Below are 14180 nucleotides of genomic sequence, written 5' to 3' on the forward strand. Positions count from 1 at the left end.
CTCCTCGCGCCCGCCCGTGCGGACTCACCCCCAGTGTCTCAGGCGCCGTCGACGGCGGAAAACAGGCTGCCCCGTGTCCTCGCCGACACCTAGGCTCAGCCCGTGCTCGACGTCCCGACCGGCCACCCCGGTCACCCCCCTCTCGGTGCGCCCACCGCCTTCCTCGCCTGGGCGGCCCGTGGCGCCTGGCCCGCCCTGCTGGTCGGCTGCCTCCTCGCCGCCGTCGTCTCCCTCGCGGGGGCCGCGGTGCCCCTCGTCCTGGGCACGGCCCTGGACAGCGGCCTCACCGACGGCGTCTCCACCCGGCTCCTGTGGCTGGCCCTCGCGCTCGTGGGGATCGGGCTCCTCAGCGCCGTCGCGACGAGCGTCGGCCACGCCGCCGAGGTCGGCGGCTGGCTGCACGGCGCCTTCAGCGCCTCCCGCCTCGTGGGGCACCACGTCACCCGGACCGGGCCGGCGATCGGTGAGGAGCTGCCCACCGGTGAGGTCGTCAGCGCCGTCGCCAACGACTCCTTCCAGGTCGGCAACGTCCTCGAGCTGCTGCCCGCCTTCGTCGGCGGGCTCGTCGGCTACCTCGCCGTCACCGTCTACATGCTCCAGCAGTCCCCCACGCTCGGGGTCGTCGTCGCGCTGGGCCTGCCCGTTGTCACCGTCGTCGTGTCCTTCCTCATCAAGCCGCTCCAGGCCCGGCAGAAGGAGCAGCGCGACGCGGCCGGCCGCCTCGCCACGCTCGCGACCGACACCGTCTCCGGCCTGCGGATCCTGCGCGGGATCGGCGGTGAGGACGTCTTCGCCGAGCGCTACCGCGCCCAGTCGCAGCGGGTGCGGCGGGCCGGGGTGCGGGTCGCCGGGCTGTCCTCGGTGCTCGAGGCGCTCCAGATCCTCCTGCCCGGCCTGTTCGTCGCCTGCGTCGTCTGGCTCGGGGCCCGGCTCGCGGTCACCGGGGAGATCTCCCCCGGCCAGCTCGTCACCTTCTACGGCTTCACCGCCTACCTGACCGAGCCGCTGCGCTGGGTCACCCAGTTCATCAACTTCCTCACCCGCGGCCGCGTCGCCGCCCGCAAGATCACCGGCGTCCTGTCGGTGACCCCGGAGGCGGGGACGCTCGCCGAGTCCGAGGCCGCCGACTCGCTGCCCCGCCCCACGGTCCCGTCCACGCCGGGCACGCTCGTCGACACCCTCACCGGGCTCGCGCCCCGGCCGGGTGCGCTCACCGCCGTCGTCACCCCGCGGCCCGGGGAGGCCGAGGCGGTGGCGAGCCGGCTCGGGCGGCTGGACGACCGCAGCACCAGCGAGGTGCTGCTCGACGGCGTACCGCTGCGTGAGCTGCCGCTCGCCGAGGTCCGCCACCGCGTCGTCGTCACCTCCTCCACCCCGCAGCTGTTCACCGGCCCGCTGCGCGCGGCGCTCGACGCCCGCGAGGACGGCCTGGACGACGCCGCCCTCCTCCGCGCCCTCCACACGGCCGACGCGCACGACGTCCTGGAGTCCCTGCCCGAGGGCCTGGATGGGGAGATCACCGAGAAGGGCCGCTCCCTGTCCGGCGGTCAGCGCCAGCGAGTCGCGCTCGCCCGCGCGCTGCTCACCGAGCCCCAGGTGCTCGTCCTCGTGGAGCCGACCAGCGCCGTCGACGCGCACACCGAGGCGCGGATCGCCGCCCGGCTGGCCGAGTACCGTCGTGGTCGCACCACCGTCGTCCTCACCGCCTCCCCGCTCGTCCTCGAGCACGCCGACGAGGTCGTCCTCCTCGACGACGGCGCCGTGCGCGCCCGCGGCCACCACCGGGACCTGCTGGCCCGCGCCGCGGCCGGTGAGCCGGACGCGCAGGCCTACCACGCCGTCGTCGGCCGGTCCCTCACCACGGAGGTGGTCTGATGCAGCTGCCCGTCGCCGACTCCCCGCGCGTGCGCGCCTTCGCCGGGCGCCTGCTGCGTTCCCACCGGCGTCCGCTCGCCGCCGTCGTCGTCCTCCAGGCCCTGGCCGCGGTCGCCGCGCTCGCCCTGCCGTGGCTGCTCGGCGGGCTCGTCGACGCCGTCGTCGCCGGCACCACCCGCCGCTACGTCGACACCGTCGCCCTGTGGCTCGTGGGCGTGGTCCTCCTCCAGGCGCTCGTCACCCGCTACGCCCAGCGCAGCGCGATGGTGCTCGGCGAGGAGGTCTTCGCCGAGCTGCGCGAGCGCTTCCTCTCCGGCGTCACCCACCTGCCGCTGTCGACCGTCGAGCGCGCCGGCACCGGCGACCTGCTCGGACGGACCACCAACGACATCGACCGGGTGCAGTGGGCGGTGCGCTTCGGCGTCCCCCGCGTCCTCGTGACGACGACGACGATCGCGCTCACCTTCGGCGCGGCACTGCTCGCCTCCCCGCTCGTGGCGCTGGCGATGCTCGTCGGGCTGCCGGTGCTCGCGCTCGCCACCCGCCGCTACCTGCGCCGCTCGGCGCCCGCCTACCGGGAGAACGCCGCCGCCTACGCCGACCTCAACGGGGTGCTCACCGAGTCCGTCGAGCACGCCGCGACGGTCGACGCGCTCGCGCTGGGCCACCAGCGCCGCCGGCGGGCCGACGCCGTCGTCGCCGCCGCGTGGGACACCGAGAAGGTGACGCTGCGCCTGCGGATGTCGGTGTTCTTCTGGCTCGTCACGTCCTTCGCCCTGCCGGTCGCCGCCGTCGTGCTGTGGGGCGCGCACCTCGTGGGCGCCGACCTCGTCACCCTGGGCGCGGTCACCACGGTGGCGCTGTACGTCATCCAGGTCCGCGGCCCGCTCTTCGAGCTGCTCATGTGGGTGGACGAGATCCAGGTCGCGACGGCGAGCCTCGCGCGGATCGTCGGCATCGAGCTCGTCCCGCCCGACCGCGAGGCCGGCACCGCGCGACCCGAGCGCGAGGACGTGCGCGCCCGCGAGGTGCGCTACGCCTACCGCGACGGCGAGGACGTGCTCCACGGCATCGACCTCACCCTCGCGCCCGGTGAGCGGCTGGCGATCGTCGGCCCGTCCGGGGCGGGCAAGTCGACCTTCGGGCGCATGCTCGCCGGCATCCACCCGCCCACCGGTGGACGCGTGACGATCGACGGCGTGCCGCTCGTCGACCTGCCCGAGGAGGAGCTGCGCCGGCACGTCGCGCTCGTCACCCAGGAGCACCACGTCTTCGTCGGGTCGGTCGCCGACAACCTGCGGCTGGCCAAGCACGACGCCGACGACGCCGAGCTCGCCCGCGCCCTCGCGGCCGTCGACGCCGGCGACTGGGTGGCGGCGCTGCCCGAGGGCATGGAGACGGCCGTCGGCTCGGGAGGCGTGACGTTGACGCCCGCGCAGGCCCAGCAGCTCGCGCTCGCGCGGCTCGTGCTCCTCGACCCGCACACCCTCGTGCTCGACGAGGCCACCTCCCTGCTCGACCCGCGCGCGGCCCGGCACCTGGAGCGCTCGCTGTCCGCGCTGCTCACCGGTCGCACGGTCGTGGCGATCGCCCACCGCCTGCACACCGCGCACGACGCCGACCGCGTCGCCGTCATGGAGGCCGGCCGCATCGCCGAGATCGGCCCTCACGACGAGCTCGTCGCCGCCGACGGCGAGTACGCCTCCCTGTGGCGGTCCTGGCAGCAGGACTGACCGCCCCGTCCCGGGGGTCCGCACACGGCAGAGCTCCGCGTCGGGAGCCCGGCGCCCCCCGTGCACGCATCGCCCGGGTGCGGAGCTGTGGTGGGCGCTGGGCCGCTCAGCGGGGCGTGATGCGGACGACGGGGAGGCGGGCGCTGACGTCGGGCGGGAGAGGCGTGCCCGACCGGAGCGGCGCGAGGCGGAGGGCCCGACCCAGGGCCTTCGCCGCGGCCGGGTGCTCGCGGCGGTACCGCGCGATCACGGCGCGCGCCTCCTCGGGCGGGAGGATCTCGGCGCGGGCGGCGCGGCCACGCCCCCACCCCGACCAGAGGCGGACGCGTGGGTCGGCGTGGACGTTGCGCAGCCACTGGGCCGACCAGCCGTACCCGGAGACGACGACGTGCGCCGGCCCCTGCCGGGCCACCGTCTCCAGCACGACCTGCCTGACACGCCCCGACGTCCGGCCGCGGTGCTCGACCATGACGAGACGTCCGCCGAACACCCCGCCGGCGCCGAGCCGGAAGACCCGGACGGGTGCTCGGGCGAGCGGTCGGGGGATGCGGCGCGGAGAGCTCATCCGTCCATCGTGACCGGTCGTCCCGCTCGCGGACCAGGCCTGTGCGGGCGCACGACGGCGAAACCCCCTGGCCCGCCCTACGCTGCCTCGTACGTGACGGAACGGGTGGGGGGTGACGCAGTGGTCGTCGTCGTCGTGGCACCGGACTCCTTCAAGGGGACCGCGAGCGCTGCCGCCGTCGCCTCGGCGATGGCGCGCGGGGTGCGCAGGGCCCTCGGCCCGGCAGCGGACGTCCGCGAGATCCCCATGGCCGACGGCGGTGAGGGCACCCTCGACGCCGTCGTCGCCGCCCTGGGCGGCGCCGTCCGCACCGCCGCCGTCCACGACGCGCTGGGGCGCCCGCGCACGGGCCGCTACGGGCTGGCCGGGGGCACCGCCGTCGTCGAGACCGCCGAGGGCACCGGCCTGCCGCACGTCACCGATGTCGCCCTCCAGCCACTGCGCGCGGACAGTCGCGGCGCCGGTGAGCTCGTCCGTGCCACCCTCGACGACGGCGCCGACGAGATCATCCTCGGCCTGGGCGGCTCCGCCTCCACCGACGGCGGGACCGGCCTCCTCTCCGCCCTCGGTGCCCGGTTTCTCGACGACGACGGCGCTCCGGTCCCGCCCGGCGGCGCCGGCCTGTCCGAGGTCGCGTCCGTCGACCTCGCCGGGCTGCACCCGCGGGCACGGACGGTGCGGTGGCGGGTGGCCGTCGACGTCGACAACCCGCTCCTCGGCCCGCGCGGAGCCGCGCGGGTCTTCGCGCCGCAGAAGGGCGCCGGCCCGGAGGAGGTCGAGCGGCTCGAGCGCGGGCTCGACCACCTCGCGCAGGTCCTCGACGCCGAGGAGCTCGCCCGGACACCCGGGTGCGGCGCGGCCGGCGGCCTTCCCCTCTCGCTCGGCGCCCTGCTCGGCGCCCGCACGGAGCCCGGCTCCTCGCTCGTCGCCGACGCGGTCGGACTGCCCGCGGCGCTGGCCGACGCGGACCTCGTCCTCACCGGCGAGGGCTGCCTGGACGAGCAGTCCCTCTCCGGGAAGGTCGTCGCCGCCGTCCGGGCGCTCACACCGCCCGGTTGCGCCGTCGTCGTCGTCGCCGGGCGGGTGGAGCTGTCACCGGCCCAGGTGCGTGCCGCGGGCCTGACGGCCGCCCTGCCGATCACGTCGGGGCCGGTCGACCTGAGCGCACTCGCCGCGCGCACGCCCCTGCTCGTCGAGGCCACCACCGCCGACGCCTGCACACTGCTCCACCACCGGCTCTGACCCACGCACGCCGGCCGCGCCGGGGCGCAGGCGGGCCGTTGCGCTAATGTGGCGCACACCACCCCTGGACGCGAGGAGAGCGTGATGGGGTCCTCGGCGCCGCGGCAACGAGGCCCGGGGCGCGTCCCCCGAGCCTGCCTGGGGTGACGCCTCAGCGGGTCCGCCGGCCGTGACTCAGGACTCGCGGCCGTCCCCGTCGCTGCGCGATGCGGGCCGGGCAGGCCTGCGAGTGGTCGCCGCGCACTGGCGGACCTGGCTCCGGGCGGGCGTCACCTTCCAGCTCCTCACGGCGCTCGTCGCCGGTCCTGCCGTCGCCCTGCTGCTCCGTGCGGCCCTGCGCGCCGCGGGCGTCCCCGCCCTGACCGAGGCGAGCCTCGGCCAGGTGCTGCGCCATCCGGTGGCGGTCCTCCTCCTCCTCGTCCTCGCCGTCGTCGCCACCTCCGCCGCGCTCCTCCAGCACGCCGCCTTCGTCCTGCTCGCCCGCGAGCTCACCGCCGGACGCGTCCCGAGGCTGCGCGACCTGGCCGGCCAGGGAGCCGCGGCCGTGCGCCGCGCCGTCGGGCCGCAGCTCGCGATCCTCGCGCTCTACCTGCTCGTCGTCGCACCCCTCGGCGGCTTCGCGCTCGGCGCCTCGTTCGTCCGTGCCCTGGAGGTGCCGGCCTTCGTCGCCGGCGAGCTGCGCAAGACGCCGACGGGGACAGCGGCGTGGCTGGGTGCCCTCCTCCTGCTCTGGTACCTCAACCTCCGGCTCCTGCTCCTGCCCACGGCCGTCCTGGCGTCCGGCCGCACGCCTGCCGCCGCCGTCGTCGAGAGCTGGCGCGCCACCAGGGGCCGTGCCGTTCCGCTGGCAGCGGCCGCGGGAGCACTGTGGGTCCTCGCGGCGCTCTGCGTCGCCGCGCTCGCCGCCGGGGCCGTCACCGCCACCAGGGTCGCCGACGCCCTGTGGCCGGCTGCCTCGCCGGTCGTGGCCGGTCTCGCGCTCGCCCTCGCCCAGACCGTCGTCGTGGCGGGTGGCGGGCTGGCCGCGGCCGTCGTCGCCGTCGCGCTGCTCACCCTGCTCTCGGTGCACCCACCGGTGGTCGGCGCGGGGCCCGCACCTGCCGGGGCGCCGCAGACGGTCGCGGTGGTCGTCGCCGGTGCCCTCGTCACCGGGGCCGCCGTCGTCGCCGCGGCCGGCCTCACCGCCGTCCCCGAGCAGACCACGCTCGTCATCGCCCATCGCGGGGCGACCGACGGCGCCGTGGAGAACACCCTCGAGTCGCTGGAGGCGGCGGCCCGTCTCGGCGTCGACGTCGTCGAGCTCGACGTCGTCCAGGCCGCCGACGGCGGGCTCGTCGTCTTCCACGACACCACCCTGGGCCGACTCGCGGGGATCGACCGCGGCGTCGCTGACCTGACGACGGCGCAGCTCACCGCGACGACGGTGCGTCAGGCGGGCCACGAGTCGACCATCCCCAGCTTTGCCGCCTTCGCCGCGCGCGCGGCCGAGCTGGACGTCCCGCTGCTCGTCGAGATCAAGGAGCACGGCCGTGAGCGCGGTGACCCCGTCGGTGACGTCGTCGCCGTCCTGGAGACCCACGGTCTCGCGGACAGCTCCTACGTCCAGGCGCTCGCCCCCCGCACCGTGACGGAGATCGAGACCCGCTTCCCCCACGTGCGAGCCGGTGGTGTCGTTGCCATCCTCCGCGGACGCCTGGACCCGGGCGCCACCGACTTCCTCACCATCGAGCAGGGCTCCTACTCCCCGGAGCTGCTGCGGCAGGCACACACCGCGGGCGTGCAGGTGTTCGTCTGGACCGTCACCGACCCTCGGCAGGTCCGGGTCTTCACGAGGGACGGCGTCGACGGGCTCATCACCTCGGCCCCCGGCACAGCGCTCGAGCAGCGCGCCGCGGTCGCCGCGGAGACCGGCGTGTCGGACCGCCTTGCGGACGCCGTGCGCGACCTCGTCAGCTGAGCGGGGCGCGCGCCCGGTCCGCCTGGGCCAGACGTCCCTCGCGCACGTCGTCGCGCAGGATCTTGACCCAGAAGACGACGGCGAACAGCGCGAAGGCCCACCACTCGACGGCGTAGGCCAGACTCTGGAGGTTCGGGTCGACGTCGAGCTCGTCCACGGGGGACGGCGCCGGGGCGAGACCGCCGGGCTGCGCGGGCTCCTCCAGGACGAGGTAGGCGCTGTACATGGGTGTCCCCCACAGGCCCGCGAGCTCCCCGGCGCTGATGCCGCCGGCGAACCCCTCGGGCAGGCCGGACTCCCCCGCGGCCTCGGAGTCGCTCAGCACCCCGACGATCTCCAGCCGGGCGGTCGGTGGCGGGGCCGTCACGTCCGTCCCGCCCGCGGCACCCGCCTCCAGCCGGTCCGCGGTCCGCAGCCAGCCGCGCAGGACCGGCATGATCGCGCCGTCGTGCGGGCCGCCGTCGACGTGGAAGGCCGTGACGACCATGAGGGCGTCCCGCCCGCCGACGGTGCGGCCGGCCACGAGGACCTGCTGCTCGGGGTCGAAGCGGCCCTCGAGGCTGACCCGGCGCCCGAAGTGCTCCGCGCCGAAGGCGGTCTGCGGGGCGAGCACCTCGGTGATCGGCACGGCCGGCGCGGCCATGAGCTCCTCACGCTCGATCCGCGCGGCCTCCTGCCCGCGGATCCCGGCGCGGTCCAGCTGCCAGAAGCCCAGACGCGTGCACACCGAGGCCACGACGACGACGAGCAGCAGGAGGACGAGCATCCGTCTCGTCGTCGCCGCCCGCAGCCAGTCGCGGGCGTCGGCACGCTGGGCGGTGGGGGGCACGTTCCCAGGGTAGTTCGCCCCGCGGACCGCACGGGCCTAGGACCTTCTCCGGTGGCTCGTGCGCCCAAAGACCGCAAGGCTGGGAAGCGACCACCGACAAGGGAGCTGCCCCATGAGTACTGCCTCCGTCCCCGTCACGACCGGCGCGTGGCGCCGCCGCACGCGTCCCTCCGTGGACGACGAGACCCTCGCCCGCCTCGACGCCTGGTGGCGCGCGGCGAACTACCTGTCTGTCGGCCAGATCTACCTCCTCGACAACCCGCTGCTGCGCGAGCCGCTACGTCCCGAGCACGTCAAGCCCCGCCTCCTCGGCCACTGGGGCACCACACCCGGGCTCAACTTCCTCTACGCCCACGCCAACCGCGCCATCCAGGACCGCGAGCAGCCGATGATGTACATCACCGGCCCCGGCCACGGCGGGCCCGGCCTCGTCGCCAACACCTACCTCGAGGGCACCTACTCCGAGGTCTACTCCGACATCACCCAGGACGCCGAGGGCCTGCGGCGGCTCTTCCGGCAGTTCTCCTTCCCCGGCGGCATCCCCTCCCACGTGGCCCCCGAGACGCCCGGCTCCATCCACGAGGGCGGCGAGCTCGGCTACGCCCTGTCCCACGCCTACGGCGCCGCCTTCGACAACCCCGACCTCCTCGTCCTCGCCGTCGTCGGCGACGGCGAGGCGGAGACCGGGCCGCTCGCGACGAGCTGGCACTCGACGAAGTTCGTCAACCCCCGCACCGACGGCGTCGTCCTGCCCGTCCTCCACCTCAACGGGTACAAGATCGCCAACCCCACGGTGCTCGCCCGCATCGAGGAGGACGAGCTCACCGACCTCATGCGCGGCTACGGCCACCGGCCCTACGTGTTCACCGCGGGCTTCGACGACGAGGAGCCGGCCTCGGTCCACGCACGGTTCGCCGCGCTGCTCGACGAGGTCCTCGACGAGATCGCCGAGATCAAGCAGCGAGCCGCGCAGACCGAGCCGGAGGAGGTCGAGCGGCCGCAGTGGCCGATGATCGTCATGCGCACCCCCAAGGGCTGGACCTGCCCGAAGGTCATCGACGGCCAGCAGGTCGAGGGCTCGTGGCGCTCCCACCAGGTGCCGCTGTCCAGCGCGCGCGACACCCCCGAGCACATGAAGGTCCTCGAGGACTGGATGCGCGGCTACCGCCCCGAGGAGCTCTTCGACGCCGACGGCCACCTCGTCGACGACGTCGCCGCGCTCGCCCCCGCCGGCCAGCTGCGGATGAGCGACAACCCGAGCACGAACGGCGGCCTGCTCCTGCGGGACCTGCGCCTGCCGGACATGCGGGACTTCGCCGTCGACGTCCCCTCCCCCGGCGGCGCCGTCACCGAGGCAACCCGGGTGCTGGGCCAGTGGCTCACCGAGGTCATCCGCCGCAACCCGGACAACTTCCGGCTCTTCGGCCCGGACGAGGTCGCCTCCAACCGGCTCCAGGCCGTCTACGACGTCACCGCCAAGCAGTGGAACGCCGAGATGGTGCCCACGGACCGCGAGGAGCACCTCGCTCGCGCGGGCCGCGTCATGGAGGTCCTCTCCGAGCACCAGTGCCAGGGGTGGCTCGAGGGCTACCTCCTCACCGGGCGCCACGGCCTGTTCACGTCCTACGAGGCCTTCATCCACATCGTCGACTCGATGGTCAACCAGCACGCGAAGTGGCTCAAGGTCACCGACGAGCTCGAGTGGCGCCGGCCCATCGCCTCCCTCAACTACCTGCTGTCCTCCCACGTGTGGCGCCAGGACCACAACGGCTTCTCCCACCAGGACCCCGGCTTCATCGACCACGTCGTCAACAAGGGCGCCGACATCGTGCGCGTCTACCTGCCGCCGGACACGAACACGCTGCTGGCCACCTACGACCACGTGCTGCGCACCCGCCAGTACGTCAACGTCGTCGTCGCCGGCAAGCAGCCCGGCCCGGACTTCCTCACGATCGAGGAGGCGCAGGACCACTGCCACCGCGGGGTGGGCATCTGGGAGTGGGCCGGCACGGAGGAGGAGGGCCAGGACCCCGACGTCGTGCTCGTCTGCGCCGGTGACATCCCCACCATCGAGGTGCTCGCCGCCGCCGACCTCCTGCGCCAGCACCTGCCCGAGCTGCGGGTGCGGGTGGTCAACGTCGTCGACCTCATGCGGCTCCAGGACGAGAAGGAGCACCCGCACGGGATGAGCAACCGGGACTTCGACACCGTCTTCACCACCGACCGGCCGGTGATCTTCGCCTACCACGGCTACCCGTGGCTCATCCACCGCCTCACCTACCGGCGCACGGGCCACGCCAACCTCCACGTCCGCGGCTACAAGGAGGAGGGCACGACGACGACGCCCTTCGACATGGTCATGCTCAACGACCTCGACCGCTACCACCTCGTCATGGACGTCATCGACCGGGTGCCGGGGCTGGGCTCGCGGTACGCGGGCCTGCGCCAGCGGATGGCCGACGCCCGCCTCGCCGCGCGCCGCTACACCCGCGAGCACGGCACCGACATCCCCGAGGTCGCCGAGTGGCAGTGGCCCGACGTCGGGGAGACGGGCACCGCCTCGGGCGGACCGACGTACGACACCGGCGGCGACAACGCGTGAGCCGCCCGGGGGCACCGGACGTGGCCGGGCACACACGACCAACCGGGACAAAGTCCCAGGTGCCCCCGCGGCCGCCGGGAGAGACTGGCGACCACCGACACAGCACTGAGAGGAGACGTCGTGGCGCGCAGCATCTACATCGCCTCACCGGAGGGTGACACCGGGAAGTCGACCATCGCGCTCGGCCTGGTCGACCTGTTCGTCAGGCGGGTGGAGCGCGTCGGCATCTTCCGACCGGTGGTCCACGCCGGGGACGAGCCGGACAACGTCCTGGAGCTCCTCCTGTCCCACGACGGCGTCGACCTCGCCTACGAGGACTGCGTCGGCGTCACCTACGACGAGGTCCACGCCGACGAGACGGCGGCCCTCACGCGGATCGTCGAGCGCTTCCACGCCGTCGAGCAGCGCAGTGACATCGTCGTCGTCGTCGGCTCGGACTACACCGACGTCGCCGGCCCGGCCGAGCTCTCCTTCAACGGGCGCGCCGCCGCGAACATCGGCGCACCGGTGCTGCTCACGGTGCGCGGGCTGGACCGCACCATCGAGGAGATCCGGCAGGTCGTCGACATCGCCTCGGCCGAGCTGCGCTCCGACCACGCGACCGTCGCCGCCGTCGCCGTCAACCGCTGCGAGGCCGAGCGGATCGAGGAGGTGCGCGCCGCCGTCGCAGGCCTGGACGTACCGGTGTGGGCCTTCCCCGAGCTCCCGCTCCTCTCGGCCGCGACGATCGCCGACCTCGTCGCGGCCCTGGACGGCACGGTCATCGCCGGTGACGAGGACCTGCTCACCCGCGAGGCGGAGTCGATCCTCGTGTGCGGGATGAACGTCGAGCACATCCTCGAGCGGCTCAAGGAGGGCCAGCTCGCCATCGCCGCCGGAGACCGCTCGGAGGTCCTCATCGCGCTCGCGGCGGCACACGCGTCGCAGAACTTCCCCTCCCTCGCCGGGATCGTCCTCAACGGCGGCTACGAGCCCAACGCGGAGGTCCGCACGCTCGTCGAGGGCCTGGGCCGCTCGCTGCCGATCGTCACGACCGAGCACAACACCTACGAGTCGGCACGCATCGCCTCGACCACCCGCGGCCTCATCTCCCGGGGCAGCCAGCGCAAGCGGGACCTCGCCCTGAGCGCCTTCGAGCGCAACGTCGACGGCGACGCCGTCCTCGCGGCGCTCGACGTCCCGCGCAGCTCGGTCGTCACCCCGCTCATGTTCGAGGCCGAGCTCCTCGAGCGGGCACGCGGGGACCGCAAGCACATCGTGCTGCCCGAGGGCACCGACGACCGCATCCTGCGGGCCGCCAGCACGCTGCTCTCCCGCGGCGTCGCCGACCTCACGCTCCTCGGCAACGAGAGTGCCGTGCGCGACCGGGCCAGCGACCTGGGCCTGGACATCGAGGCCGCCCAGATCATCGAGCCCCGCACGAGCGAGTGGCTGCAGCCCTTCGCCGAGGAGTACACCCGCCTGCGGGCCCACCGCGGCATGACGATGGAGAGGGCGCTGGAGGTCCTCCCGAGCGTCTCGTACTTCGGCACGATGATGGTCCACCTCGGCCACGCGGACGGCATGGTCTCCGGCGCGCAGCACACGACCGCGCACACCATCAAGCCCTCCTTCGAGATCATCAAGACGCGCCCCGGCACGTCGATCGTCTCCTCGGTCTTCCTCATGTGCCTGGCCGACCGGGTGCTCGTCTACGGCGACTGCGCCGTCAACCCCGACCCCGACGCCGAGCAGCTCGCCGACATCGCGATCTCCTCCGCCGAGACCTCCGCCCAGTTCGGCATCGACCCGCGGATCGCGATGCTGTCCTACTCCACGGGCACCTCGGGCAGCGGCGCCGACGTCGACAAGGTGCGGGCGGCCACCGAGCTCGTCCGCGAGCGCCGGCCCGACCTCTTCGTCGAGGGCCCGATCCAGTACGACGCCGCCGTGGACGCCTCGGTCGCGCAGACGAAGCTGCCGGAGTCCGACGTCGCGGGCAAGGCCACCGTCTTCGTCTTCCCCGACCTCAACACGGGCAACAACACCTACAAGGCCGTGCAGCGCTCGGCGGGGGCCGTGGCGATCGGGCCGGTGCTCCAGGGCCTGAACAAGCCTGTCAACGACCTCTCCCGGGGCGCCCTGGTCCAGGACATCGTCAACACCGTGGCCATCACCGCCATCCAGGCGCAGGCCAGCGAGGAGCAGCAGTGAGCACCACCGTCCTTGTCATCAACTCCGGCTCCTCCTCGATCAAGTACCAGCTGATCGAGCCGGAGGAGGGCGTCGTCGTCGCCTCCGGCCTCGTCGAGCGCATCGGTGAGGCGGCCGGGCTGCTGCGGCACACCTTCGAGGGCGTCGACACGCGGCTGACCGAGCCGGTCGCCGACCACGGCGCGGGCCTGCGCCGCGTCCTGGAGCTCTTCGCCGAGGTGGGGCCGGACCTCGGTGCCGCCGGGATCGTCGCCGTCGGGCACCGCGTGGTCCAGGGCGGGGCGCGCTACTCCGGCCCGGCCCTCGTCGACGAGAAGGTCCTCGCCGACATCGAGGAGCTCATCCCGCTCGCCCCCCTCCACAACCCGCCGAACCTGCGCGGGATCCAGGTGGCGCGCGAGCTGCTGCCCGACGTCCCGCACGTCGCCGTCTTCGACACCGCCTTCTTCTCCGACCTGCCCGACGCCGCCGCGACCTACGCCCTGGACCGCGAGGTGGCCAAGAGGTACCGGGTGCGCCGCTACGGCGCCCACGGCACCTCCCACCAGTACGTCTCGCGCACGGCCGCGACCGTCGTCGGCCGCCCGCTCGAGGAGCTGCGCCAGGTGGTGCTCCACCTCGGCAACGGGGCCTCGGCCTCCGCCGTCGTCGGCGGGCGCGCCGTCGACACGTCGATGGGGATGACACCGCTCGAGGGGCTCGTCATGGGCACCCGCACCGGGGACATCGACCCGGCGGTCATCTTCCACCTCAGCCGCAACGCCGGTTTCACGATCGACGAGATCGACGACCTGTTCAACCGGCGCTCGGGCCTCAAGGGCCTGTCGGGCCAGAACGACATGCGCGAGGTCCACGCCCTCGTCGCGGACGGTGATGCCGGGGCGAGGCTCGCGCTCGACGTCTACGCCCACCGGCTGCGCAAGTACGTCGGCGCCTACGCCGCCGTCATGGGGGGCCTGGACGTCCTGTCCTTCACCGCCGGCATCGGGGAGAACGACGACATCGTCCGCGCCGAGGCGCTGCGCGGGCTGGAGTTCCTCGGCATCGAGCTCGACGCCGCGCGCAACACCGGCCGGTTGAGCGAGCCGAAGGTCGTCTCGACCGACGGTTCGCGCGTCACGGTGCTGGTCGTGCCGACGAAGGAGGAGCAGGAGATCGCCCGCCAGACCGTCTCCCTGCTGTAG

At 74.3% G+C, this 14180-nt stretch carries 9 protein-coding genes; 7 read left to right on the forward strand and 2 right to left on the reverse strand.

The genetic code is table 11. The annotated features are described in order from the left end of the window. Nucleotides 1–102 precede the first annotated feature (102 nt). Both DSZ44_RS06880 and DSZ44_RS06885 read left to right on the forward strand, forming a co-directional pair. Nucleotides 103–1875 carry an ABC transporter ATP-binding protein gene (locus DSZ44_RS06880; protein ID WP_110851866.1) on the forward strand — a complete coding sequence of 591 codons (1773 nt, stop codon included), beginning with the start codon at nt 103–105 and terminating at the stop codon, nt 1873–1875. Further along, the gene (locus DSZ44_RS06885; RefSeq protein ID WP_110851867.1) at nt 1875–3608 is read left to right on the forward strand and encodes an ABC transporter ATP-binding protein; all 1734 of its coding nucleotides are present in this window, start codon (nt 1875–1877) and stop codon (nt 3606–3608) included. Before DSZ44_RS06880 ends, DSZ44_RS06885 begins: the two co-directional genes overlap by 1 nt. 106 nt (nt 3609–3714) lie before the next feature. Here DSZ44_RS06885 and DSZ44_RS06890 read toward each other — a convergent pair whose 3' ends face one another. Further along, on the reverse strand, nt 3715–4173 hold the full coding sequence (locus DSZ44_RS06890) for a nitroreductase family deazaflavin-dependent oxidoreductase (RefSeq protein ID WP_110851868.1): 459 nt from the start codon (nt 4171–4173) through the stop codon (nt 3715–3717). A 93-nt stretch (nt 4174–4266) separates the two neighbouring features. Between DSZ44_RS06890 and DSZ44_RS06895 the strand changes: the two genes are divergently transcribed. Then, on the forward strand, nt 4267–5415 hold the full coding sequence (locus tag DSZ44_RS06895) for a glycerate kinase (RefSeq protein WP_258369289.1): 1149 nt from the start codon (nt 4267–4269) through the stop codon (nt 5413–5415). Nucleotides 5416–5584: 169 nt separating this feature from the next. Continuing rightward, nucleotides 5585–7372 (forward strand): glycerophosphoryl diester phosphodiesterase membrane domain-containing protein, encoded by a 1788-nt coding sequence (locus DSZ44_RS06900; RefSeq protein WP_110851870.1) that lies wholly within the window; start codon nt 5585–5587, stop codon nt 7370–7372. On the opposite strand, the gene DSZ44_RS06905 is transcribed toward DSZ44_RS06900, so the two are convergent. After that, nucleotides 7365–8201 (reverse strand): SURF1 family protein, encoded by an 837-nt coding sequence (locus DSZ44_RS06905; protein WP_146237491.1) that lies wholly within the window; start codon nt 8199–8201, stop codon nt 7365–7367. The two genes, DSZ44_RS06900 and DSZ44_RS06905, sit on opposite strands and share 8 nt — an antisense overlap. Nucleotides 8202–8313: 112 nt before the next feature. Here DSZ44_RS06905 and DSZ44_RS06910 point away from each other — a divergent pair, with 112 nt between their 5' ends. The 3 genes from DSZ44_RS06910 to DSZ44_RS06920 all read left to right on the forward strand — a co-directional run bounded on the left by DSZ44_RS06910 (nt 8314) and on the right by DSZ44_RS06920 (nt 14180). Continuing rightward, nucleotides 8314–10803 (forward strand): phosphoketolase family protein, encoded by a 2490-nt coding sequence (locus tag DSZ44_RS06910; protein ID WP_110851872.1) that lies wholly within the window; start codon nt 8314–8316, stop codon nt 10801–10803. A 120-nt stretch (nt 10804–10923) separates the two neighbouring features. Then, the gene (gene pta, locus DSZ44_RS06915) at nt 10924–12996 is read left to right on the forward strand and encodes a phosphate acetyltransferase (RefSeq protein WP_110851873.1); all 2073 of its coding nucleotides are present in this window, start codon (nt 10924–10926) and stop codon (nt 12994–12996) included. Further along, nucleotides 12993–14180 carry an acetate/propionate family kinase gene (locus tag DSZ44_RS06920; protein ID WP_110851874.1) on the forward strand — a complete coding sequence of 396 codons (1188 nt, stop codon included), beginning with the start codon at nt 12993–12995 and terminating at the stop codon, nt 14178–14180. The genes pta and DSZ44_RS06920 overlap by 4 nt, the downstream gene beginning before the upstream one ends.

Source organism: Georgenia satyanarayanai, from assembly GCF_900116375.1.
Taxonomy (GTDB): domain Bacteria; phylum Actinomycetota; class Actinomycetes; order Actinomycetales; family Actinomycetaceae; genus Oceanitalea; species Oceanitalea nanhaiensis.

What these genes read in the sequence shown, in the direction of transcription:
- DSZ44_RS06885 (WP_110851867.1), top strand. Translation starts at nt 1,875, where the DNA reads ATGCAGCTGCCCGTCGCCGACTCCCCGCGCGTGCGCGCCTTCGCCGGG.
- DSZ44_RS06890 (WP_110851868.1), bottom strand. Translation starts at nt 4,173, where the DNA reads ATGAGCTCTCCGCGCCGCATCCCCCGACCGCTCGCCCGAGCACCCGTC.
- DSZ44_RS06910 (WP_110851872.1), top strand. Translation starts at nt 8,314, where the DNA reads ATGAGTACTGCCTCCGTCCCCGTCACGACCGGCGCGTGGCGCCGCCGC.